Origin of the sequence: Curtobacterium sp. VKM Ac-2887 (assembly GCF_015350935.1) — a bacterium.
In the GTDB taxonomy this organism is placed as follows: Bacteria; Actinomycetota; Actinomycetes; order Actinomycetales; family Microbacteriaceae; genus Curtobacterium.
In genome coordinates this window covers 111,737-134,265 of sequence record NZ_JADKSB010000009.1, presented here as the reverse complement: position 1 = coordinate 134,265, position 22,529 = coordinate 111,737, and the positions used below count along the sequence as shown (strand labels likewise).

The window sequence follows — 22,529 nt, the reverse complement described above, 5'->3', positions numbered from 1 at the left end:
ACCGGTGGAACTCTCCGACGTCCAGGCAGACCTGTCCGAAGTCCTCTTCACCCCCGAGCAGATCGACGACAAGCTCGCCGAACTCGCGGCGGTCGTCGACGCCGACTACGCGGGCCGCGACCCCCTGCTCGTCGGTGTCCTGAAGGGTGCCGTCATGGTGATGGCCGACTTCTCGCGGCACCTCAAGATGCAGGCGCGGATGGACTGGATGGCGGTGTCGTCGTACGGCTCCGGCACGAAGTCGTCCGGTGTGGTGCGGATCCTCAAGGACCTCGACACCGACCTGCACGGCCGCGACGTCCTCATCGTCGAGGACATCATCGACTCCGGTCTGACGCTGTCCTGGCTCAAGCAGAACCTGCAGTCCCGCGGTGCCGCGAGCGTCGAGATCGTCGCCCTGCTGCGCAAGCCCGAGGCCGCCAAGGTCGAGGTCGACGTCAAGTACGTGGGCTTCGACATCCCCGACGAGTTCGTGGTCGGCTACGGCCTCGACTACGACGAGCGCTACCGGAACCTGCGCGGTGTCGGTGTCCTGGCGCCGCACGTGTACTCGTAACCCGTCCAGGGGGTACGCGCTTCGGGTTGAGTTCGCCCGCAGAGGACACCCATTCTCGCCACAGAATCGCGGCCGTATGCTGACCTGCACGCAACTTCGGCAGAGAAAGGTGTCGGGCACTCGCGCCCGGATCACATGAACTTCAAGCGCATCTTCCGCGGCCCGTACCTCTACGTGCTGATCGCGCTGGCGGGCATCTTCATCGGCTGGAGCGTCATCAGCCAGGGCAGCACGACCGAGGTCAGCACCCAGAAGGGCCTCGAGCAGCTCGCCGACGGCAAGATCTCGTCCGTCATCGTCAACTCCACCGAGCAGCGGGTCGACATGATCACCCGCGACGGCGACAAGCAGGAGCAGTTCTACTACTCCACGCCCCGTGGCGAAGAGGTCATCCAGGCCGTCAACGACGCCGACCTGCCCAAGGGCTACGACGACCACGTGAACACGGGCAACTGGTTCCTGTCGCTCCTCGGCGTCCTGCTCCCCTTCCTGATCATCGGTGCCCTGTTCTGGTTCCTGCTCTCGAGCGCCCAGGGCGGCGGCTCGAAGGTCATGCAGTTCGGCAAGTCGAAGGCCAAGATCAACAACAAGGAGAACCCGCAGGTGTCGTTCGCCGACGTCGCGGGCTCCGACGAGGCGATCGAGGAACTCCACGAGATCAAGGAGTTCCTGAAGGAGCCGGCGAAGTTCCAGGCCGTCGGCGCCAAGATCCCGAAGGGCGTGCTGCTGTACGGCCCTCCCGGAACCGGCAAGACCCTGCTCGCCCGCGCCGTCGCCGGCGAGGCAGGCGTGCCGTTCTACTCGATCTCCGGTTCGGACTTCGTCGAGATGTTCGTCGGTGTCGGTGCGAGCCGTGTCCGTGACCTCTTCGAGCAGGCCAAGGCGAACTCGCCGGCCATCGTCTTCATCGACGAGATCGACGCCGTGGGTCGGCACCGCGGTGCCGGCATCGGCGGCGGCAACGACGAGCGCGAGCAGACGCTCAACCAGCTGCTCGTCGAGATGGACGGCTTCGACGGCAAGACGAACGTCATCCTCATCGCCGCGACGAACCGTCCCGACGTGCTCGACCCCGCGCTCCTGCGTCCGGGCCGCTTCGACCGTCAGATCGGTGTCGACGCCCCGGGCATGGCCGGCCGCAAGCAGATCCTCGAGGTGCACGCGAAGGGCAAGCCGCTCGCCGCGAGCGTCGACCTGGAGCTGCTCGCCCGCAAGACGCCGGGCTTCACCGGCGCCGACCTGGCGAACGTCCTGAACGAGGCCGCGCTGCTCACCGCCCGGTCGAACGCGCAGCTCATCGACAACCGCGCGCTGGACGAGGCCGTCGACCGCGTGATGGCGGGCCCGCAGCGTCGGACCCGGATCATGTCCGACCAGGAACGCCTGATCACCGCGTACCACGAGGGCGGCCACGCCCTGGCGGCAGCGGCGATGCGGCACACCGACCCGGTCACCAAGATCACGATCCTGCCGCGAGGCCGTGCCCTCGGGTACACGATGGTGCTCCCGCTCGAGGACAAGTACTCGGTCACCCGCAACGAGCTGCTCGACCAGCTCACCTACGCCATGGGTGGACGCGTCGCCGAGGAGATCGTGTTCCAGGACCCCACCACCGGCGCCTCGAACGACATCGAGAAGGCCACCGGTACCGCCCGCAAGATGGTCACCGAGTACGGCATGAGCCAGGCCGTCGGATCCGTCAAGCTCGGTTCCGGGTCGAGCGAGCCGTTCGTCGGCCGTGACATGAGCGGTGGGACCGGGCGCGACTACTCGGAGAACATCGCGCAGACCGTCGACGCCGAGACCCGTGCGCTGCTCGAGGCCGCGCACAACGAGGCCTACCAGGTGCTCAACGACAACCGCGACATCCTCGACCGCCTGGCCGGTGAGCTCCTCGAGAAGGAGACGCTCGACGCCCCGGAGCTCGTGGAGATCTTCAAGGACGTCCGCAAGCTGCCGGAGCGCCCGCAGTGGCTCTCCAGCGACAAGCGTCCGGTGAGCAACCTGCCCGCGATCGACGTGCCCGGGCAGGCCGCCGCCACCGCAGCGGACCAGTCGGACAGCGAGTCGACCTCGAAGCCCCGTCGTCGCCCCTTCGGCAACCCGGGTATCGCCCCGGCGTAGGGGGCCGGCATGACCGACCTGCCGACGAGACGTGCTCGTCGGCTCGACACCCGCGGCGGTCCGACACCGGACCGCACGCGGGTGTTGGGCATCCTCAACGTGACGCCCGACTCGTTCAGCGACGGCGGGCTGCACCAGGCCTACGACGCCGCCGTGCAGCACGCGCGTGACCTCGTCGCCGCGGGCGCCGACATCATCGACGTCGGTGGGGAGTCGACGCGGCCGGGCTCGGAGCGCGTGCCGGTGCCGGTCGAGCAGGAGCGCGTCCTGCCGGTCGTCCGGCAGCTCGTCGCCGAGGGCATCCCGGTGAGCGTCGACACGATGAACGCCTCGACCGCCGAACGGGCCGTCGAACTCGGCGCCGCGATCGTCAACGACGTGTCCGGCGGCCTGGCGGACCCGGACATGGCCCGCGTGGTCGCGTCGACCGGGGCCGGGTTCGTGGTCATGCACTGGCGTGGCCACAGCGACCGGATGTACCGCAACGCCGAGTACGTGCACGCCGTCGACGAGGTCCGTCGCGAGGTCGAGATGCGGGTCGCCGAGCTCATCGTCCTCGGGGTGCGCCAGGAGCAGGTCGTGATCGACCCGGGCCTCGGCTTCGCCAAGCAGGGCGTGCAGAACTGGGAGATCCTGGCCGGCTACGAGCGGTTCGCCTCGATCGGCCTGCCGGTGCTCGTCGCCGCATCACGCAAGCGGTTCCTGGACGGAGTGGGCAGCCCCGAGGGCGCCCCGCCGAAGGACCGCGACCTCGCCACCGCCGCCATCAGCCTGCTCGCCGCCGAACGCGGCGCGTGGGGGGTGCGCGTGCACGACCCGGCACCGACCCGTGCCGTGCTCGACGTCTGGGACGCCTGGAGGGCAGCTCGCTCGTGAACGACACCATCCGCCTCGTCGGGGTCCGCGCCCGCGGCCACCACGGGGTCTTCGACCACGAACGAGCCGACGGTCAGGACTTCGTCGTCGACGTCGCCGTGGAGCTCGACGCCCGCGCGGCCTCGGGCAGCGACGACCTCGACGCCACCGTGCACTACGGCGTGCTCGCCGAGCAGGTCGTCGCCGAGATCGAACGCGACCCGGTGGACCTGATCGAGACCCTCGCGGAGCGCATCGCGGCCGCGGTGCTCACCCACCGTGCGGCCCTGGCGACCGAGGTCACCGTGCACAAGCCGCAGGCACCCATCACCGTGCCGTTCACGGACGTCTCGATCACCATCCGCCGTGCCCGCGGGGCGACCGTGCCGGACGAGGAAGAAGAGTGAGCCGCGTCGTCGTCGCGCTCGGCGCCAACCTCGGCGACCGGGGGAGCACCCTCCGCGCCGCTGCCCGCGCGGTCGCTGCGCTGCCCGGGGTCCACCCGGTGGCGTCGAGCCACGAGGTCGAGTCGGTCGCCGTGACCCTGGACGGCCGCGACGACACCAAGCCGCGGTACCGCAACGCCGTCGTGGTCGTCGACACCGACCTCGAGCCGCAGGCGTTCCTCGACGCACTGCACGGCATCGAGGACGAGCACGGCCGCACCCGCGACGTCCGTTGGGGCGACCGGACCCTCGACCTCGACGTCGTCGCCGTCGACGACCTGCACATCGACACCGCCACGCTCACCGTCCCGCACCCCCGTGCCGCCGAGCGGGCGTTCGTGCTCGCACCGTGGCTCGACGCCGACCCCGCGGCCGTCCTGCCCGGCGCCGGACCGGTGGCCGACCTGCTCGCCGCCGTGGGGGACGACACCGAGCGCGTCGACGAGCCGCGCCTGTTCGCGGACGTGCCCCGCGCCTCCCGGGCCACCACCGAAGGGAACGTGACCCTGCCGTGAAGCCGACCCGTCTCTCCACCCTGTTCAGCATCGCCGTCGTGACCGCGGTGGCGGGGTTCGCGTTCGATGCGGTGCTCGCGTCGCGACAGTCGCCGACGCTGCTGCTCGCCGTGCCGCTCGGCATCACGCTCGCCTTCATCGGCGTCGCCGTCGTGCTCATGGCGCGTCCTGTCCGCCGGCACGCCCGCGAGGGCGCGGGCCGGCAGCGGCCGGTCGACCCGCTCTACGCCACGCGAGTGGTGGTGCTGGCGAAGGCCTCGAGCATCTGCGGCGTCCTGTTCGGCGGCTTCGCGATCGGCCTGGTCGTGTACCTCCTGACCCGCTCGGTGACGCCTTCGCTAGGCTCGACCCTGCCGAACGTGGTCGCCGTCGGGGGCGGGATCGTGCTGACGGTCTGCGCACTCGTGGCAGAGCGCATGTGCATCGCTCCTCCGAGCGACGACGACGAGCCGGGCGACCCCCGGAACGGCACGACGGCGAACTGACCCGAGCACACCCACTGGAGGCCCGCGATGGCGCGTGAACGACTCGACGAGCCGGGCCTCGGCCTGACCGGCATCGACTGGACCAGGGTGTCCGCGAAGCTCGTGTGGACCGAACTCATCACGACCCTGGTGATCGGCCTCGTGGTGACCGCCGGCCTGGTCCTGATCGGGATCGTGAACGACGGCTTCGGCTCGGGCGCCGGCACGGTCTGGCTGCTCATCGGCATCGTGGTGCTCGTCATCACGCTCGTCACCGCGGCGCTGACGCCCCGCCGGGTCCGTGCGATCGGCTACGCCCTGCGCGACGACGACCTGGTGGTCCGCCGCGGCCTGATGTGGCAGCGCTTCACGGCGGTGCCGTACGGGCGCATGCAGCTCGTCGACGTGGCGCGCGGTCCGCTCGACCGGGCGCTCGGCATGAGCGAGCTGAAGTTCGTGACCGCCGCGGCCGCCACGAACGTCCGCATCCCCGGCATCCCCGCAACCGACGCCGACGAACTGCGCGACCGGCTCGTCGAGCTCGCCGAGTCCCGCCGCGCCGGGCTGTAGGGGGTCGCGGTGACCTTCCGACCCGGCCCGCCGCCGCCCGCCCCGCCCACGCGCGGGAACGCCGCTGCCGCCGCGCCCCTGACCGACGGCGAGTGGCACCGCCTGCACCCGCTGACCCCGCTGCTCAAGGGCGGGATCTTCCTGATCGTCATCCTCGGCTACGTGCTGAACAGCCTGCGCGACCAGCTCGTCGAGTTCTTCATCCCCGGCGGCGAGCAGCAGGACGGCGACCCCGTCCGCTACGTCTACGAGCACGGCGTCGTCGGCTGGGTGCTGCTCGGCGTCGCGGTGTTCCTGCTCGTGCTGATCGGGCTCTTCTACCTGTCCTGGCGGATGCACGAGTTCCGGGTCACCGGCGAGATCGTCGAGGTCCGCTCCGGCGTGCTGTTCCGGAACCACCGCAAGGCCCGGCTCGACCGGATCCAGGGCATCAACATCTCGCGTCCGCTCATCCCGCGGGTGTTCGGCACGGCGAAGCTCGAGATCGCCCAGGCCGGCAACGACGCCAACGTGCAGCTCGCGTACCTCGGGGTGAAGGCCGCCGACGACCTGCGGCTGCGCATCCTCGTGCTCGCCTCGGGTGCGAAGGACGACGACCGTGGCAGTGGTCCGGCGCGCGCGTCGAACGGTGTGCTGCAGGACCGCGTCGACGAGATGTTCTCGCCCGAACTCGACGCTGCCGCGGTGCAGGCCACCCGGATCGTCAAGGTGAAGCCCGGTCGGCTGATCGCGTCGATGCTGCTCTCCGGCACCACCGTCTTCATCCTGCTGGCCGTGGCGGCGATGATCGTCAGCGTCGCGCTCACCGGCGAGTACGGGATCCTGTTCGGCCTGTTCCCCGCCGTGATCGGTGCGGGCAGCTACTACGTCCGCAAGTTCTCGCGGTCGCTGCAGTACACGATCGCCGAGACCCGCGACGGCATCCGGATCGGGTTCGGGCTCGTCTCGACCTCGAACGAGACACTGCCCCCCGGCCGCATCCACGCCGTCAGCGTCGCGCAGCCGCTGCTCTGGCGCCCGTTCGGTTGGTGGGACGTCCGGATCAACCGTGCGACGAACGCGGGCAACGGGGCGTCGAGCAACCAGCAGGCCTCCGCCATCGTGCTGCCCGTCGGCACCGCGGCCGACGTCCGCGAGGTCCTCGACATCATCCTGCCCGGCCTGGTCGGCACTGCCGTCGCGGGCCCCGAGGCCTCGCAAGAGGCGCTGCGGGAAGGCTCCGCCGAGGCCGTCAGCGTCGTCGACGACAGCCTCACCACGAGCGGCGACGAGGGCGGCTTCGTGCATTCCCCGCGCCGCGGCGCCTGGCTCCGGCCGTTCGCGTTCCGACGCAACGGGTACCGGTTCGTGCAGGGTGCGGTGCTGCTCCGGCTCGGCGCCGTCTGGCGGTCACTCGTCATCGTGCCGCTGCCCCGGGTGCAGAGCGTCAAGGTCGAACAGGGTCCGCTCGAGCGTGCCCTGCGGCTCGCCGCCGTCCACGTGCACACCGTCGCCGGGCCGGTCTCGGCCCGCGTCGGTGCGCTCGACGCACGGGACGCGCAGCGTCTGTGGTCCGAGACGACCCAGCGCGCCGTCGAGGCCGCTGCGGTCGACACGTCCCACCGGTGGCGCGAACGGGAGGCCCGTCCCGCGTCCGCCAGGCACGCTGCGGACGTGCCGTGGCCCGGGACCGGAGCCCCTGCCGGACCCGACGGCGACCACCGGCCCGGCACCGTGCCTCCCGGACCGGGGTGGAGCGACGTGCCGCCCACCGGGGCCGTCCGATGAGGGCCGGGCGCCTCGGCGTCGGCGTCGTCGGTGCCGGACGGGTCGGACCCGTGCTCGGCGCCGCACTCGCGAACGCGGAGCACGCGGTCGTCGGCGTGACCGCCGTGTCCGCCGAGAGCCGTGACCGCGCCGAGGCGATGCTGCCCGGCGCTCCCGTGCTCGCGACGCCGGACCTGGTCGAGCGGAGCGAACTCGTGCTGCTCGCCGTGCCGGACGACCAGCTGGCCTCACTCGTGCAGGGCCTGGCGGACGCCGGCATCTGGCAGCCCGGACAGCTCGTCGTGCACACCAGCCCGGACCACGGCGTCGGCATCCTCGCTCCCGCGATGGCGGCCGGCGCGATCCCGCTCGCCATCCACCCCGCGATGGCGTTCACCGGCACCAGCGTCGACCTGTCGCGGCTCCGTGACGCCTACTGCGCGGTCACCGCCCCGTCGCCCGTGCTGCCCATCGCGCAGGCCCTGGTGGTCGAGATGGGCGCGGAGCCGTTCGTCATCGCCGAGGGGGACCGGCCCGCCTACGCCGACGCCGTCCGCGCCGCCGTGAGCTTCTCGACGGCGATCGTGGACCAGTCGGCGGGCACGCTCTCCGGCATCGGCGTCGACCACCCCGGCCGGGTGCTCGGTGCGCTCGTCCGCTCCGCCGTCGACAACGCACTGACGGCCGCCGACGGGCAGTCCACGCTGTAGGGGCATGGCGGTCGGTCACGACGCCCCGCTCAGTTCCGCCGAGTGGTCACGAGCCGTCGGCCCGCGGCGCTCCGGCCGACGGAACGTGACCGGTCGGCGCCGCGCCGGCGGGGAGTCGCGACCAGTCGAGGGGACCCGTCCGGGCACGGTTCGGGGGCGGGCGCGCGGCGCGGGTAGCATTTCCCCCGACCCCCACGACCATCGGAGCCGCACCCGCATGACCGACGAGACCGCCACCACCGACACCGCGATCGCCGACGCCGCCGCACTGGCCGAGCAGGAGACCAGCGAGCAGCGACAGGTCCGGCTCGACAAGCGGGCGAAGCTCCTCGAATCGGGCATCGAGGCGTACCCCGCCGAGCTCCCGATCACGACGACGATCCCGGCGGTCCGCGACCAGTACGCGCACCTCGAGACCGGCGAGGAGACGCAGGACGTCGTCGGTGTCGCCGGCCGCATCGTGTTCTCGCGCAACACCGGCAAGCTCTGCTTCGCGTCGCTGCAGTCCGGCGACGGGTCCCGCATCCAGGCGATGGTGTCCCTGGCCGAGGTCGGTGACGAGTCCCTCGCGCGCTGGAAGGAGTTCGTCGACCTCGGCGACCACGTCTTCGTGCACGGCCGTGTGATCTCCTCGCGCCGCGGTGAGCTGTCGATCATGGTCGACGAGTGGGCGATCGCGGCGAAGGCGATCCTGCCGCTGCCGAACCTGCACAACGAGCTGAACGAGGAGACGCGGGTCCGCCAGCGCTACCTCGACCTCATCGTCCGCGACGAAGCACGCGCCACCGTCCGCGCCCGCGCCGCCGTGATGTCCTCGCTCCGCCAGACCTTCACCGAGCACGAGTACCTCGAGGTCGAGACGCCGATGCTGCAGACCCAGCACGGTGGCGCCTCGGCTCGTCCGTTCGTGACCCACTCGAACGCCTTCGACACCGAGCTCTTCCTGCGCATCGCGCCCGAGCTCTTCCTGAAGCGCGCGGTCGTGGGTGGCATCGACCGGGTGTTCGAGATCAACCGGAACTTCCGCAACGAGGGTGCCGACTCGTCGCACTCGCCCGAGTTCGCGATGGTCGAGGCGTACCAGGCGTACGGCAACTACGAGCAGATGGCCGACCTGACGCAGGAGCTCGTGCAGCGCGCTGCGCGGGCCGTGACCGGTGGCTCGCTCGAGGTCACCCTGCCCGACGGCAGCACGTACGACCTCGGCGGTGAGTGGCCGCGCATCGACATGTACGGCTCGCTGTCCGAGGCAGCCGGTCGCGAGATCACCCCGGAGACCCCGCTGTCCGAGCTGCAGGAGCTCGCCGCTGCCGAGGGCGTCGAGGTCGCGCACGCCACGCACGGCAAGTACGTCGAAGAGCTCTGGGAGCACTTCGTCATCGACTCGCTCGACCGCCCGACGTTCGTGATGAACTTCCCGGTCGACACCTCGCCGCTCACCCGCGAGCACCGCACCCGACCGGGCATCGTCGAGAAGTGGGACCTGTACGTCCGCGGCTTCGAGCTCGCGACGGCGTACTCCGAGCTCGTCGACCCGGTGGTGCAGCGGGAGCGCTTCGTCGAGCAGGCGAAGCTCGCAGCCGGCGGCGACCCCGAGGCGATGCGCGTCGACGAGGAGTTCCTGCGGGCCCTCGAGCACGCGATGCCGCCGTCGGGTGGCATGGGCATGGGCGTCGACCGCCTGCTCATGGCGATCACCGGCCTCGGCATCCGCGAGACGATCCTGTTCCCGTTGGTGAAGTAAGTCCCGGTTCCCCGGGGTACGATGCTCCGGTGCCGCATGGAGTCGTGACCGGGATCATCTTCGCCCTGACGCCGACCATCGTCGTCGGCCTCATCTTCTGGTTCGTGATGCGCGCCATCATGCGGGCCGACCGCACCGAGCGTGCCGCGTACGCCAAGGTCGAGGCCGAGGAGCGTGTCCGGTTCGAGCGGGAGCACGGCGTCCCCGCGCCGGCACCGGCCTCGGCCGAGTAGCGCCGCCCGACCCAGTCCTGTCCGAAGGCCGTCGCCCCATCGTGGTCGGCGGCCTTCGACGTCGGTGCCCCCTGGACGGCTGTGCGCCCTCGACCGGTCACGCGCCGTTCACCTCGCCGTCGCGCGCCGGGGTGACCATCGTCCGCATGGCAACCACACACCCCTTCACGGGTCGCAGCCTCGTCGGTGACATCGAGAGCGAGTACGACGAGTTCGACCGAGACGCCGACCTCGAGGCGTCCAAGCGCCGGGACGGGTGGCTCGAACCCTCCTGGTGACCCCCACCCACTCGGTTTTCGGGGTACGACCACCGGATCGCATCGATCCGGCCGGACGTACCCCTTTTGCATGTCCGGAAGGCGCGGCGGTGCGGGGTACAGGTTCGGAAACGCGTGAGAAACACTCCTGCAACGCCGGAAACATCACGTCATACCCTTGATCCGCGGCAGTTCGGGGGACCACACTGGCAGCATCGCTGTACCCCACGGGGGACGGTTTCGATGACGAAGCACGGAGATGCCTGAGAATCATTCCGATCGGTTTGTGGGGTACACCTCTGGACCGCTTTACTCGTGAACACCCCAAGCAGCACCCAGAAGCAACACCCCCAGCACCACCGCACGAAGCCATCACCGCCGAACGCAGGGAGCAACACCATGACGATCGCACCGGCTGCACCGAGCACCACCCGCCGCGCCACCACGAAGAAGGCAGCGGCATCGAAGACCCAGACCGCCGAGTCCACGACGACCTCCCTCGACACCGAGGTCGAGGCCGACGAGCAGCTCGCCGGCGTCCGCGGTGCCTCCGTTGACCAGGTCGGCGACTACCTGCGCCACATCGGTCGCCTCTCGCTCCTCACCGCCGAGGAAGAAGCGCAGATCGCCCGTCGCATCGAGGTCGGCCTGTTCGCGGAAGAGAAGCTCGCGACCGAGAAGGGCCTCGCGAAGACCCTGCAGCGTGAACTCCGCTGGCTCGTCCGCGACGGTGAGCGCGCCAAGGAGCGCATGATCACCTCGAACCTCCGCCTGGTCGTCAGCATCGCGAAGCGCTACTCGCAGCGCGGCCTGCCGTTCATGGACGTCATCCAGGAGGGCAACCTCGGCCTGGTCCGTGCGGTCGAGAAGTTCGACTTCACGCAGGGCTACAAGTTCTCGACCTACGCCACCTGGTGGATCCGCCAGGCGATCTCGCGTGGTCTCGCCGACAAGGCCCGCACGATCCGCATCCCGGTCCACACCGTCGAGCTGATCAACAAGATCTCCCGCACCGAGCGCGACCTGACCGTCGACCTCGGCCGCGCGCCGATGCCCGACGAGGTCGCCGCCGAGCTGAGCATGACGGTGGAAGAGCTCGTCGACCTCAAGGGTCGCTCGCACGAGCCGGTCTCGATCCACACCGTGGTCGGCGACTCGGACGACAGCGAGCTCGGTGACTTCATCGAGGACGAGGACGCTGCGTCCCCGAACGAGCTCACCGAGACCACGCTCCTGCACCGCGACATCCGTTCGATCGTCGCCGAGCTGCCGAGCGAGGAAGCCAACGTGATCCGCATGCGCTACGGCCTCGACGACGACAAGCCGATGACGCTCGACGAGATCTCGAAGATCGTGCACACGACCCGCCAGGCCGTCAGCCGGGTGGAGTCGCGCGCCAAGCTGCGTCTGTTCGCCAAGGCGGTCTCGCAGGACATGCAGCTGTACCTGACCGACTGAGGTCAGCAGGCTTCGGCCGGCGCTCGCGTCGGCAGGGGAACCCGGGTCGGTCTGTGGGAAGACGATCCGGTGGGGTGATGGGAAGGCCCGCTCGAGCACCGCTCGAGCGGGCCATTCACGTTCGTGGGCGTAGGCACCTGCCCGGACCGCTACTGGTCGAGTTCGCGTCCGAGCTTCTGCCGCAGGTCGCTCGGGATCAGCTCGATGAGCTGGTCGGGTCGTACCGGCAGGTCGAGCAGGCTCAGCTTCACCCGACCGGTGCGTCCGTGCCGCTCGGCGTCGAGTCGCACGACGCTGCCGGCGTCCTTGCGGAGGCGGACGTCGATCTGCGCTCCGGTGGCGACCTCGCCGACGACGAGTCCGTCGACCTCGAGTGCGGCGCTCCTGGTGCCCTCCGCGATGTCGAACCGGTAGCGCTCGCGGGCGGCGAGCACCACGGCGCGGTCGATGCCCGCCATCGGGGCGACCGGGGTGACGACGGACCCGGAGAGTGCGGGGGAGAGCACCGGGCCACCCGCGGCGTAGTTGTACGCGGTGGAGCCGGCCGGGGTCGCGGCGACGATGGCGTCGGCGCGGTAGTAGCCGTAGCCGAGCCCGCCGACACTGAGGTCCGCCGACACCTGACCGGAACCGGGGCGCCGCACGATCGTCAGGTCGTTGAACGCCAGGTAGTCGGTGCGTGCGCCGCTCCAGGACAGCCGGGCCTCGAGCGCGTGGTGCGGCTCGAGCTGGTACTCGCCGGCCGACAGCCGGTCGAGCGCTGCCTCGAGTTCGGGCGGTTCGATCTCCACCAGGAACCCGACGTTGCCGTAGTTCACGCCGAGCACCGGGACCGGGCGCTTCGCCACGAGTCGCATCGCGCCGAGCATGGTGCCGTCGCCGCCGAGGGCCACGACGAGGTCGACGCGTGCGGTGAAGTCGTCGTCCTCCACGGCGGTGATGCCCCCGCCGATCCGCTGTGCGTCGGCTCGGCGGGCGACGAGCTCGCCCCGGCCGGACGCGTTCCATCGCTGCAGGGTCGTGACGGACTCCTGCACGTTCTTGGTCGGGTGGACGACGAGGCCGACGACGGGCTGATCCATGACCGGATGGTACCGAGCCGCGCTGAACCGAGGGCTGTTCAATTGCCACCGCATGCGATATTCTGAATACATGCAGATCGCTCAGCTGTCCGTCGCCCTCCCCACCGTCCGGCAGGGTCGCGAGATCGTGCTGCTCGCCGACCTCGAGTCCCACGAGACGGGCTTCGGCTTCGTCGACGCGGAGCACCTCCTGCTCGCCGCCGTCACGCTCTGCAACGGGATGCCCCGGTTCCGCCCGGTCCTCGAGGCGCACGGGGTCAGCCCCGAAGCCGTCCGCTCCGAGATCAGCGTCTTCGTCGGTGCGCGGGCGGCGTGCCCCGACGAGCACGATCGGGTCGCCTGCACACCGGCGGCCGCCCGGGTCCTCGCACGAGCAGCCGTCCTCGCTGGTCCAGCCGAACGTGTCCGCCCGGTCCACGTCGTGCTGGCCGTCCTCGACGGCGTCGACGACCCCTTCATGGGGTCGGCGCACGACGTCCTCGACGCCCTGGGCGTCGAGCCGCGCCGCTTCCGGCGTGCCCTGCGCCGGGCAGCGCGCCGCGCCTGACACGCGACCCAGGAGCGATCGGGAGGCCCGTGGCGGACGCCGCCACGGGCCTCCCGTCGTCTGTTCCGTTCGCTCACTGCGCACATCGCGCAGTGAGGTCACGCCCACGGCGAACAGGGGCAGCCCGCACGGGGAGCGCTGGTTACTCTCGGAGTACGTGACCGGACTCAGACGAGACCGGACCAGCTGTCGGCTCCGTCAGAAAGGGCCAAGGGAGAGCACATGTTCGAGAGATTCACCGACCGAGCCCGTCGTGTTGTCGTCCTCGCTCAAGAAGAAGCGAAGATGCTCAACCACAACTACATCGGCACCGAGCACATCCTCCTCGGCCTGATCCACGAGGGCGAGGGCGTTGCTGCCAAGGCGCTGGAGTCGCTCGGCATCTCGCTCGACGCCGTCCGCGAGCAGGTCCAGGACATCATCGGCCAGGGTCAGCAGCAGCCGACCGGGCACATCCCGTTCACGCCGCGTGCCAAGAAGGTGCTCGAGCTGTCCCTGCGCGAAGCGCTGCAGCTCGGCCACAACTACATCGGTACCGAGCACATCCTGCTCGGCCTGATCCGCGAGGGCGAGGGCGTCGCAGCCCAGGTGCTCGTGAAGCTCGGCGCCGACCTCAACCGGGTCCGCCAGCAGGTCATCCAGCTCCTGTCCGGCTACCAGGGCAAGGAAGCGGTCGCCGTCGGCGGCGAGCAGCAGCAGAACGCGCAGCAGGGTTCGCAGGTCCTCGACCAGTTCGGTCGCAACCTCACCCAGGCCGCGCGCGACGGCAAGCTCGACCCCGTCATCGGGCGCGAGAAGGAGATGGAGCGGGTCATGCAGATCCTCTCCCGCCGCTCCAAGAACAACCCCGTCCTGATCGGTGAGCCCGGCGTCGGCAAGACCGCCGTCGTCGAGGGCCTCGCCCAGGCGATCGTCAAGGGCGACGTGCCCGAGACGCTGAAGGACAAGCAGCTCTACTCGCTCGACCTCGGATCGCTCATCGCCGGGTCCCGCTACCGCGGTGACTTCGAGGAGCGCCTGAAGAAGGTCACGAAGGAGATCCGCACCCGCGGCGACATCATCGTCTTCATCGACGAGATCCACACGCTCGTCGGTGCCGGTGCTGCCGAAGGTGCGATCGACGCCGCCTCGATCCTCAAGCCCCTCCTCGCCCGCGGTGAGCTCCAGACCATCGGTGCCACCACGCTCGACGAGTACCGCAAGCACTTCGAGAAGGACGCCGCACTCGAGCGTCGCTTCCAGTCGGTGCAGGTCAACGAGCCGTCGCTGCCGCACACGATCAACATCCTCAAGGGCCTGCGCGACAAGTACGAGGCGTTCCACAAGGTGTCCATCACCGACGGTGCGATCGTCTCGGCCGCCAACCTGGCGGACCGCTACGTGCAGGACCGCTTCCTGCCGGACAAGGCCATCGACCTGATCGACGAGGCCGGCGCACGCCTGCGCCTCTCGATCCTGTCGGCGCCCCCGGAGCTCCGCGAGTTCGACGAGAAGATCTCGACGGTCCGTGGGTCGAAGGAAGCCGCCATCGAGGAGCAGGACTTCGAGAAGGCAGCCAGCCTGCGTGACGAGGAGAAGAAGCTCCTGGGCGAGCGACTCCGCCTCGAGAAGCAGTGGCGTGCCGGTGACGTCGCCGCGTCCGGCACCGTCGACGAGGGCATCATCGCCGAGGTCCTGGCGCAGGCCACGGGCATCCCGGTGTTCAAGCTCACCGAAGAGGAGACCTCGCGTCTCGTCTTCATGGAGAAGGCACTGCACCAGCGGGTCATCGGTCAGGAAGAAGCCATCTCGGCCCTGTCCAAGACCATCCGCCGGACCCGTGCCGGTCTGAAGGACCCGAACCGCCCCTCGGGCTCGTTCATCTTCGCCGGGCCCACGGGCGTCGGCAAGACCGAGCTCGCCAAGGCGCTCGCCGAGTTCCTGTTCGACGACGAGGGCGCACTGATCTCCCTCGACATGTCGGAGTTCGGTGAGAAGCACACCGTTTCGCGTCTGTTCGGTGCCCCTCCCGGGTTCGTCGGCTTCGAAGAGGGCGGCCAGCTCACCGAGAAGGTGCGCCGCAAGCCGTTCTCCGTGGTCCTGTTCGACGAGATCGAGAAGGCCCACCCGGACATCTTCAACTCGCTGCTGCAGGTGCTCGAGGAAGGCCGTCTCACCGACGGCCAGGGCCGCGTGGTCGACTTCAAGAACACCGTCATCATCATGACCACGAACCTCGGTTCGCAGGGCATCGCCGGTGGCCCGGTGGGCTTCCAGGTCGAGGGTGACTCGGCCGTCGGCTACGACCGCATGCGCGGCAAGGTCAACGAAGAGCTCAAGAAGCACTTCAAGCCGGAGTTCCTCAACCGCGTCGACGACACGATCGTGTTCCCGCAGCTGTCGCAGCCCGAGCTGCTGCAGATCGTGGACCTGTTCGTGAAGCGTCTGGCGGACCGTCTGCTCGACCGCGACATGACGGTGGAGCTCACCCTCCCCGCCAAGGAGCAGCTCATCAAGGTCGGGTTCGACCCGTCCCTCGGTGCACGCCCGCTGCGTCGCGCGATGCAGCACGAGGTCGAGGACCAGCTGTCCGAGCACATCCTGCAGGGTGAGCTCACCGCCGGTGACCACGTCAAGGTCGACTTCGTCGACGGTGCGTTCCACTTCGAGACCGGGCGTCAGCCGGGCCGCGAAGAGGTCCTCGCCGGCGCAGCCGCGGTCGAGACCGCGACCGACGCGCCCCAGGGTGAGATCGAGTCCTAGGACCCGACACCAGACAGACGGGAGGCCCGGTGCCAGCTGGCACCGGGCCTCCCGTCTGTCCGTGTGCGGACGTGTCAGGCCGTGATCACGCCTGCACGTCGCCGCGCCAGCCCGTATCGGTCGGAGCCGACTCGACGCGCTCCTTGTAGTTCTGCAGGTCCTTCTTGATGGCGTGGCCACCGACGCCGACCGCAGCGCCGAGCTTCTCGAGGAAGCCGGACGGCTCCCAGTCGATCTGCGCGGTCACGCGCGTCTCGTCGTCGGAGAGCTTGTGGAAGGTGACGACGCCGGCGTGGTCGGTCTCGCCGTCCTTGACGGTCCAGGCGACACGCTCGTCGGGGTGCTGCTCGGTGATGACGGCGCGGAACTCGCGCTCCTGGCCGGCGACCTTCACGGTCCAGTCGGTGGTCTTGTCGTCGACCTGGACGATCTTCTCGACCTCGTCGAGGAAGTGCGGGAACTCCTCGAAGCGGGTCCACTGACCGTACGCTGCGGAGACGGGGACGTTGACGTCGACGGTTTCGATGATCTGAGGCATGGTGTGGACGGTAGGCGGCCGTGCCTGGGCGCAGTACAGCGGGATGTCCCCCGGAGCGGTCGGCTGCCGCTCGTCCACGCGCGGCTATGGTTGTCGGGATGACAGAGCACGGGAAGCACGCGTTCCACGAACGTGACGAGCACGGGATCCTGGTGCGTCCGGCACTCGCCTCGGACGTCCCGCACATCCAGCGGCTCATCGCCCCCTACGTCGATCGGCGCATCCTGCTCGGCAAGGAGAACGTCGCGCTGTACGGCTCGATCCAGCAGTTCCGGATCGCCGAGGGTCCCGACGGCGTCCCGATCGGCTGTGGTGCCCTCGCCGTCTTCTGGGACGACATCGCCGAGGTGCGCACGCTCGCCCTCGACGCCGACTGGATCCACAAGCGCGTCGGACACCGGATGCTCGAGGCGCTCGAACACGACGGCCGTGAACTCGGCGTCGCGCGGATCTTCTGCCTGACGTTCGAGGTCGACTTCTTCGCGAAGCACGGCTACCTGGAGATCGGCGAGCAGGTCGTCGAACCGGCGGTCTACGCCGAGCTGGTGCGGTCGTCGGACGAAGGGGTCGCGGAGTTCCTCGACCTCGCCCGGGTCAAACCGAACACCCTCGGCAACACCCGCATGCTGAAGATCCTCTGACGCTTTCGCGCGGCACCCGGCGGGGGTCCCGCACCGGGCACCCGCGGTTGTCTACCCTGTGCGCATGTCGTCGTTGCGTCACCCCGTCGGGCCCGAGAAGCCGGTCGTGTACTGGCGCCGTCGTGCAGCTGTGCTCGGCGCGCTCGTGATCATCATCGTGGTGGTCGTGCTCATCGTCGTCGGACGAGGGAGCGCGTCGACCCCGACGGCAGCGCCCACGTCCTCGCCGTCCGCTTCGGCCCCGGCTTCGGCCGGTGGTGCTTCGTCCGCTGCCCCGTCCCGTTCGGCGTCGGCATCTGCGTCGGCGTCTGGGTCGGGCGCTGCCGACGGGTCGACGTGCAGCAAGGACCAGGTCGTCCTCACGCCCGTGCTCGACAAGGAGGCGTACGGCCCCACCGAGGACCCGAAGATCGCCATGTCGATCAAGAACACCGGCACGAACTCGTGCCACCTCGACCTCGGGTCAGCGCAGCAGGTGCTGACGATCAGCTCGGGCGAGGAGCAGTACTGGTCGTCGAAGGACTGCCAGACCGGCGGCACGAACCAGGACGTGACGATCAAGGCCGGGCAGACCCTGACCACGCCGGCGATCGCCTGGGACCGGACCCGGTCGTCCACCACGACGTGCGATGCGTCCCGCCCGGCGGTCTCGGCCGACGGGGCCAGCTACCACCTGCAGGTCGCGGTCGGGAACCTGAAGTCGAAGGCCTCGGTGCAGTTCATCCTGCAGTAGCCCGGGCGTCGCGTGGGCTGGCGGTCCCAGGGCGCGGGCGACTCTGGGGACAGCAAACGACCCCGCCGTCCAGAGGACGACGGGGCCGTTCGAAGCTGATGTGATCAGCCGAGGACGGTGATGTTCTCCGCCTGCGGGCCCTTGCGGCCCTCGGTGATGTCGAACTCCACCTTCTGGTTCTCCTCCAGCGACTTGTAGCCGTTGCCGGCGATCGCGGAGAAGTGCGCGAAGACGTCAGCGCTTCCGTCGTCCGGGGCGATGAAGCCGAAGCCCTTTTCGTTGTTGAACCACTTGACGGTACCGGTAGATGCCATGATGGCGTTTCCTTAGCTTTCTTGCGTTCCGCCATGGTGCGATCGCACCTGCGGAGCCCCGACGTACGTCGACGGGGGTGATGCGCCACGCGGGCAGGTGCCGGCGGGACGGGTTCGGGGTCAGGCCTGATGGCCAGTGACCCTGGTAGTCCGAGTTGAGGGGCAAACCACCTCGCCCGAACGTTGAGCGCCGCCGAAGCGGTTCCATCAGGCTAGCGTGCTCAGGGCCGACTGGCTACCCGTGCGTCACTGAACGACGAAAATCTGGTGGAATTGATCAGATGGCAGACAAGGAACAGCGCTTCCGGAGCGAACAGCTCGAGGAAGCCCTCGCGAAGCAGGACGTCGCTGCGGTGGCGTTCGCGCTGCGCAACGACATCGTGATCGTCCCCCGGCTCGTGACCGGCAAGAAGGACATGCAGGTGCGGGTGTTCGGGCGCGAAGGCTCCGACAAGCGCATCCTGCTGCTGTTCTCGTCGGCTGACGCCTACACGGCGATGGTGCCGGACGAGAAGATCCGGCAGGTCATGGTCTACGACGGGCCGCGGCTCGAAGAGTTCCTGGGCGCCCACCTCGACATGCTCGAGGGCGTGTTCTTCGACATCGCCGGGCCGAACACCATGCAGGCGACGCCCGAGGACCTGTTGGCCGCATTGCGCGCTTAGGCGATCAGAACGCGCGGTCGAGTTCGCGCTCGCGGGCGGACTGCGTCATGGAGAACGCCACTCGGAGTGCTTCGCGCAGATGCCCGGAGTCGGCGCCGAGGACCGTCGTGAAGCCGAGTCGGCTCGCCTCGTTCACCCGCTGCTTGGTCCCGGTGGCCGGACGGATCTCGCCCGCCAGGCTGATCTCGCCCACGGCCGCGAGGGTGTGCGGGTACGGGCGGTCCCGCGCCGCGCTCGCCAGTGCCAGGGCGATCGCCAGGTCGGCGCCGGGTTCGGTCAGCTTCATACCGCCCACCGTCGAGACGTAGACGTCCGCATCGGAGAGCTTGAGGCCGGCTCGGCGTTCGAGCACCGCGAGCAGCATCGCCACGCGTGAGGCATCGACGCCGTTCACGACCCGGCGGGGCTGCGGTGCCGAGCTCGGGACGATGAGCGCCTGGACCTCGACCGGGAGTGCCCGGCGCCCCTCGAGCGCGACGGTCACGCACGTGCCGGACACCGGGGTCGCGTTCTTCGACATGAAGAGGCCGCTGGGGTCCGGGACCTCGTGGATGCCGTCGCCACCCATGTCGAAGCACCCGACCTCGTCCGTGGGGCCGAAGCGGTTCTTCAGCGCACGGACGAAGCGGAGTGCGGTCTGCCGGTCGCCCTCGAAGTGGCAGACGACGTCGACCAGGTGCTCGAGCAGGCGTGGCCCGGCGATCGTGCCGTCCTTGGTGACGTGGCCGACGATAAGGACGGGGAGGGCGCGGTCCTTCGCGATCCGGATCAGGGTCGAGGCGACCTCGCGCACCTGCGACGTCCCACCTGCGATGCCGTCGATCGAGCTCGACGAGATGGTCTGCACGGAGTCGGCGATGAGCAGGTCCGGCTTGACCTGGTCGATCTGGCCGATGATGACGCCGAGGTCGACCTCGCTCGCCAGGTAGAGGTCGTCGTGCATCGCCCCGGTGCGCTCGGCGCGGAGCCGGACCTGGTCGACGGACTCTTCCGCGCTGACGTAGAGGACGCGCTTGCCGGACGCCGCCGCGCGCGAAGCGACCTCGAGCAGGAGGGTGGACTTGCCGACACCGGGTTCGCCGGACAGCAGCACCGCAGCGCCGGGGACGACCCCGCCGCCGAGCACGCGGTCGAACTCGCCGATGCCGGTCTGCCAGCGCTGCACCGTCGTGCCGCGGGCTTCGGTGATGGGCCGTGCCGCTCGGGCACCCGTGACGGCGACGGCCGCGGTGCCACGTGTGCTGGCCGAGACCGCCGAGGAGTCCTCGACCGTGCCCCAGGTCTGGCATTCGCCGCACCGGCCGACCCACTTGACACTGGTCCAGCCGCACTCGGTGCATCGGTAGAGGGACTGCGGGCGCGCCATGTCGTCGAGGCTAGGCCGTGCCGCCGACATCGCCGGAGCGGTGCGCCGGCTCGTCGGGCAGGGCGATCGACCCCGTCATCCGGTTGCGGATCCGTTCGACGGGACTCGGCCGGTTGGCGTGGTCGAGTGCCTCGGCGCCGTCGGTGTCCTGCTCGGCACGAGCGTTCGCGACGGCCCCGGCCTCACGCCCGAGGTTCTCCGCCTCACGCGCCGAGAGGTAGTGCCGGATCGTCGCGACCGTGTCGACCCGGGCGTCGACCGCCGGCTCGAACGCGCTCGCCCAGACCTCGTACCCCCGGTCGTTCGGGTGGAACAGGTCGCCGTAGCTGTTGAAGAACGTGCGGCGCACCCCGACCCGCTTCGTGATCGTGTGCAGCGGCGCCACGGTCAGCCCGAACTCGGCGGCCACACGGTGCACGATCTCGTTCGCCACCGCCACCTTGCGCTCACGATCCGGCACGAACATGCACGGCAGCTCGGCCACCACGGCGTGCGACGGCACCGCGCCGTAGATCGCCCGGATGTTCCGCTCGAACTTGTCCGGGTCGAAGTCCGCGATGTCGTTCGCCCCGATCGACACCGTGCAGATGTCGGGTGTGTACTGCCGGAGCTTCGGCAACTGGTCGCGCTTGGCACCCCAGGTCGTCGAGCCCGAGACGCTCAGGTTCACGACCCGCACCGACTCGTGGGAACGGTGCCGGATCCGTCGCGCCAACAGGCCCACGTACCCGCGCGACGGCACCGTCGCGCCGACGCCCTGCGCCGCCGAGTCGCCGATCGCCACGTACAGGAGCTGCCCCTCGTGCTGCTGTCGCTCGTGCCACCAGTCGGCGTGGATCGGCAGCATGTCGACCACCCGTTGCGCAGCCGCCCGTTGGCCCTTGACGCCGGCCCGGGCCCCGACGGCGGCTGCCCCGAGGACGCCGGCCCCACCGAGGACGGACGTCAGGAGTGCGATGAGCGTGCGGGTCTTCATGCCGTGGACGGTACGCCCGCAGGCCGAGTCGACGACGTGGGCGGCCTGTGGGTGTGGGAAGAGCCCTGAGGGTGACCGCCTGTGGAGGGCGAGCCGACGTCGGGTGGCGTGACGGGCCTCCCGGATCGTGTAAACTCTTTCCCGGTACCGTGTCCGAGCGGCCGAAGGATCATGTCTCGAAAACATGTGTGGGGGCAACTCCACCGTGGGTTCAAATCCCACCGGTACCGCCACTTCTCAGAAAACCCCCGTTCACGCGGGGGTTTTCTGCATTTCCAGATGCAGCACCGATCGCCCTCGAGGACGTGAGCGACCGGGGCGCTCTGCAGCCGGGTTCAGCGCCGCTTGCGGAGTGCGTTCGTCGCCCAGAGCGCGACGGCGATCAGCACGGGCTGGAACAGGAGCCGGACGAACCGCTTGGTGTCGGTGTCCAGGCCGAAGCCGTCACGGTGGTGCATCCACTGCGCGATGTTGCCGGGGAAGATCGCGGTGAAGAACACCGCTGCGACCCACCCGACGGTGGCCTGCCGGCGGACCAGCAGCATCAGGGCGGCACCGAGGGAGATCTCGGCGATGCCCGATGCCAGGACCGTGACGTCCGGGTCCAGGGGGACGAACTCCGGCACCTGGGCCCGGAACTCCTGGCGTGCGACCGTGAGGTGGCTGATGCCCGCCCAGGACATGGCCGCACCCAGCAGGATGCGGACGACGGTGCGGGGCTTGGTCGAGCGGGAAGTGCGGCGGCGGGAGGTCATCAGGGGCACGTGCCTTTCACAGGGGAGGGTGGAGCGGTGCGTCGACCGACGCTGCGGATGCGACGCCGGCGGGTGAGCTCGAACACGGTCACTGCACCGGTCGCCGCGAGGAGGCCGACGCGATGCGCGCGGGCCACCGCCGTCGCGCCGGAGACGGCCAGTGCTGCGGCGGCGACGGTTCCCGCGGTGACGGTGCGGTCCTCGAGGTCGATGCCGGTGCGCACTGCTCCGAGTGCGGTCGCTGCGGCAGCGGCAGCGACCGCTGTCGTCGACCGTCGTTGGCTTCGTGCGAGGGCTGTGCCGGCGGCGATCTCCAGCAGGGGCACCAGCACGGCGTGCGGGAGGCCGGGGACGAAACCGCGCTCGCGCATCCGGTGCGCCCGGACCGGCAGGGGTCGCGTCATCGACGTGCCTGCTCCGTGCAGGGCGAGGAGCGTGCCGGCGGACCGGATCATCGGCTGTGCGCAATCATGTTGTGCACAACCTAACACG

At 69.9% G+C, this 22,529-nt stretch carries 25 protein-coding genes and 1 tRNA gene; 19 read left to right on the top strand and 7 right to left on the bottom strand.

Going from position 1 to position 22,529, the window contains the following annotated elements:
- Window positions 1-4: 4 nt before the first annotated feature.
- From hpt to ITJ69_RS12200, 13 genes are all read left to right on the top strand, one after another.
- Window positions 5-556, top strand: coding sequence for a hypoxanthine phosphoribosyltransferase (gene hpt / locus ITJ69_RS12255; RefSeq protein WP_111086933.1), 552 nt, complete (start codon window positions 5-7; stop codon window positions 554-556).
- A 135-nt stretch (window positions 557-691) separates the two neighbouring features.
- The gene (gene ftsH / locus ITJ69_RS12250) at window positions 692-2,680 is read left to right on the top strand and encodes an ATP-dependent zinc metalloprotease FtsH (protein WP_194672888.1); all 1,989 of its coding nucleotides are present in this window, start codon (window positions 692-694) and stop codon (window positions 2,678-2,680) included.
- A gap of 9 nt (window positions 2,681-2,689) precedes the next feature.
- Window positions 2,690-3,556, top strand: a complete 867-nt coding sequence (folP, locus tag ITJ69_RS12245; protein WP_185021087.1) for a dihydropteroate synthase — start codon at window positions 2,690-2,692, stop codon at window positions 3,554-3,556.
- On the top strand, window positions 3,553-3,942 hold the full coding sequence (gene folB / locus ITJ69_RS12240; RefSeq protein ID WP_123294543.1) for a dihydroneopterin aldolase: 390 nt from the start codon (window positions 3,553-3,555) through the stop codon (window positions 3,940-3,942). The genes folP and folB overlap by 4 nt, the downstream gene beginning before the upstream one ends.
- Window positions 3,939-4,496: a 2-amino-4-hydroxy-6-hydroxymethyldihydropteridine diphosphokinase gene (folK, locus tag ITJ69_RS12235; protein WP_194672887.1), complete on the top strand. Its 558-nt coding sequence runs from the start codon at window positions 3,939-3,941 to the stop codon at window positions 4,494-4,496. Before folB ends, folK begins: the two co-directional genes overlap by 4 nt.
- Window positions 4,493-4,981: a DUF3180 domain-containing protein gene (locus ITJ69_RS12230; RefSeq protein WP_131880917.1), complete on the top strand. Its 489-nt coding sequence runs from the start codon at window positions 4,493-4,495 to the stop codon at window positions 4,979-4,981. The genes folK and ITJ69_RS12230 overlap by 4 nt, the downstream gene beginning before the upstream one ends.
- Window positions 4,982-5,008: 27 nt before the next feature.
- The gene (locus ITJ69_RS12225; protein WP_111086938.1) at window positions 5,009-5,530 is read left to right on the top strand and encodes a PH domain-containing protein; all 522 of its coding nucleotides are present in this window, start codon (window positions 5,009-5,011) and stop codon (window positions 5,528-5,530) included.
- A 9-nt stretch (window positions 5,531-5,539) separates the two neighbouring features.
- Window positions 5,540-7,297, top strand: coding sequence for a PH domain-containing protein (locus tag ITJ69_RS12220; protein WP_194672886.1), 1,758 nt, complete (start codon window positions 5,540-5,542; stop codon window positions 7,295-7,297).
- Window positions 7,294-7,986: a Rossmann-like and DUF2520 domain-containing protein gene (locus ITJ69_RS12215; RefSeq protein WP_165901135.1), complete on the top strand. Its 693-nt coding sequence runs from the start codon at window positions 7,294-7,296 to the stop codon at window positions 7,984-7,986. Before ITJ69_RS12220 ends, ITJ69_RS12215 begins: the two co-directional genes overlap by 4 nt.
- Before the next feature lie 217 nt (window positions 7,987-8,203).
- Window positions 8,204-9,730 carry a lysine--tRNA ligase gene (gene lysS, locus ITJ69_RS12210; RefSeq protein ID WP_131922009.1) on the top strand — a complete coding sequence of 509 codons (1,527 nt, stop codon included), beginning with the start codon at window positions 8,204-8,206 and terminating at the stop codon, window positions 9,728-9,730.
- 29 nt (window positions 9,731-9,759) lie between these two features.
- Entirely contained in the window at window positions 9,760-9,963 is a 204-nt protein-coding gene (locus tag ITJ69_RS12205) for a hypothetical protein (RefSeq protein WP_131880928.1), read from the top strand.
- Between the two features lie 146 nt (window positions 9,964-10,109).
- On the top strand, window positions 10,110-10,241 hold the full coding sequence (locus ITJ69_RS20745; RefSeq protein ID WP_258373406.1) for a hypothetical protein: 132 nt from the start codon (window positions 10,110-10,112) through the stop codon (window positions 10,239-10,241).
- 378 nt (window positions 10,242-10,619) lie between these two features.
- Window positions 10,620-11,678 carry a sigma-70 family RNA polymerase sigma factor gene (locus tag ITJ69_RS12200; RefSeq protein ID WP_194647135.1) on the top strand — a complete coding sequence of 353 codons (1,059 nt, stop codon included), beginning with the start codon at window positions 10,620-10,622 and terminating at the stop codon, window positions 11,676-11,678.
- 149 nt (window positions 11,679-11,827) lie between these two features.
- Here the strand turns inward: ITJ69_RS12200 and ITJ69_RS12195 are convergent, their stop codons facing one another.
- Window positions 11,828-12,760, bottom strand: a complete 933-nt coding sequence (locus ITJ69_RS12195) for an NAD(+)/NADH kinase (RefSeq protein ID WP_111086944.1) — start codon at window positions 12,758-12,760, stop codon at window positions 11,828-11,830.
- 70 nt (window positions 12,761-12,830) lie between these two features.
- Here ITJ69_RS12195 and ITJ69_RS12190 point away from each other — a divergent pair, with 70 nt between their 5' ends.
- On the top strand, window positions 12,831-13,307 hold the full coding sequence (locus ITJ69_RS12190) for a Clp protease N-terminal domain-containing protein (RefSeq protein ID WP_165932413.1): 477 nt from the start codon (window positions 12,831-12,833) through the stop codon (window positions 13,305-13,307).
- 222 nt (window positions 13,308-13,529) lie between these two features.
- Complete coding sequence (locus tag ITJ69_RS12185; RefSeq protein ID WP_123294552.1) at window positions 13,530-16,049, top strand: ATP-dependent Clp protease ATP-binding subunit; 2,520 nt, start codon at window positions 13,530-13,532, stop codon at window positions 16,047-16,049.
- A gap of 85 nt (window positions 16,050-16,134) precedes the next feature.
- Here the strand turns inward: ITJ69_RS12185 and ITJ69_RS12180 are convergent, their stop codons facing one another.
- Window positions 16,135-16,587, bottom strand: coding sequence for an SRPBCC family protein (locus tag ITJ69_RS12180; RefSeq protein ID WP_123294553.1), 453 nt, complete (start codon window positions 16,585-16,587; stop codon window positions 16,135-16,137).
- 98 nt (window positions 16,588-16,685) lie between these two features.
- Here ITJ69_RS12180 and ITJ69_RS12175 point away from each other — a divergent pair, with 98 nt between their 5' ends.
- Window positions 16,686-17,228, top strand: a complete 543-nt coding sequence (locus tag ITJ69_RS12175; protein WP_173170102.1) for an amino-acid N-acetyltransferase — start codon at window positions 16,686-16,688, stop codon at window positions 17,226-17,228.
- 64 nt (window positions 17,229-17,292) lie between these two features.
- Window positions 17,293-17,961 (top strand): hypothetical protein, encoded by a 669-nt coding sequence (locus ITJ69_RS12170; protein WP_194672885.1) that lies wholly within the window; start codon window positions 17,293-17,295, stop codon window positions 17,959-17,961.
- 104 nt (window positions 17,962-18,065) lie between these two features.
- On the opposite strand, the gene ITJ69_RS12165 is transcribed toward ITJ69_RS12170, so the two are convergent.
- Window positions 18,066-18,275: a cold-shock protein gene (locus tag ITJ69_RS12165; RefSeq protein ID WP_017887662.1), complete on the bottom strand. Its 210-nt coding sequence runs from the start codon at window positions 18,273-18,275 to the stop codon at window positions 18,066-18,068.
- Between the two features lie 281 nt (window positions 18,276-18,556).
- On the opposite strand from ITJ69_RS12165, the gene ITJ69_RS12160 reads away from it, so the two are divergent.
- Entirely contained in the window at window positions 18,557-18,940 is a 384-nt protein-coding gene (locus tag ITJ69_RS12160) for an SseB family protein (RefSeq protein ID WP_194672884.1), read from the top strand.
- 4 nt (window positions 18,941-18,944) lie between these two features.
- On the opposite strand, the gene radA is transcribed toward ITJ69_RS12160, so the two are convergent.
- Both radA and ITJ69_RS12150 read right to left on the bottom strand, forming a co-directional pair.
- Window positions 18,945-20,306, bottom strand: a complete 1,362-nt coding sequence (gene radA, locus ITJ69_RS12155) for a DNA repair protein RadA (RefSeq protein ID WP_185021261.1) — start codon at window positions 20,304-20,306, stop codon at window positions 18,945-18,947.
- Between the two features lie 10 nt (window positions 20,307-20,316).
- A complete protein-coding gene (locus ITJ69_RS12150; protein WP_194672883.1) occupies window positions 20,317-21,282 on the bottom strand; it encodes an SGNH/GDSL hydrolase family protein in 966 nt (321 codons plus the stop codon).
- A 143-nt stretch (window positions 21,283-21,425) separates the two neighbouring features.
- Here ITJ69_RS12150 and ITJ69_RS12145 point away from each other — a divergent pair.
- Window positions 21,426-21,515: transfer RNA gene (locus tag ITJ69_RS12145), tRNA-Ser, on the top strand.
- Window positions 21,516-21,617: 102 nt separating this feature from the next.
- On the opposite strand, the gene ITJ69_RS12140 is transcribed toward ITJ69_RS12145, so the two are convergent.
- The gene (locus tag ITJ69_RS12140) at window positions 21,618-22,037 is read right to left on the bottom strand and encodes a hypothetical protein (protein ID WP_131880936.1); all 420 of its coding nucleotides are present in this window, start codon (window positions 22,035-22,037) and stop codon (window positions 21,618-21,620) included.
- The gene (locus ITJ69_RS12135; RefSeq protein WP_194672882.1) at window positions 22,037-22,441 is read right to left on the bottom strand and encodes a hypothetical protein; all 405 of its coding nucleotides are present in this window, start codon (window positions 22,439-22,441) and stop codon (window positions 22,037-22,039) included. The genes ITJ69_RS12140 and ITJ69_RS12135 overlap by 1 nt, the downstream gene beginning before the upstream one ends.
- Between the last annotated feature and the right edge of the window lie 88 nt (window positions 22,442-22,529).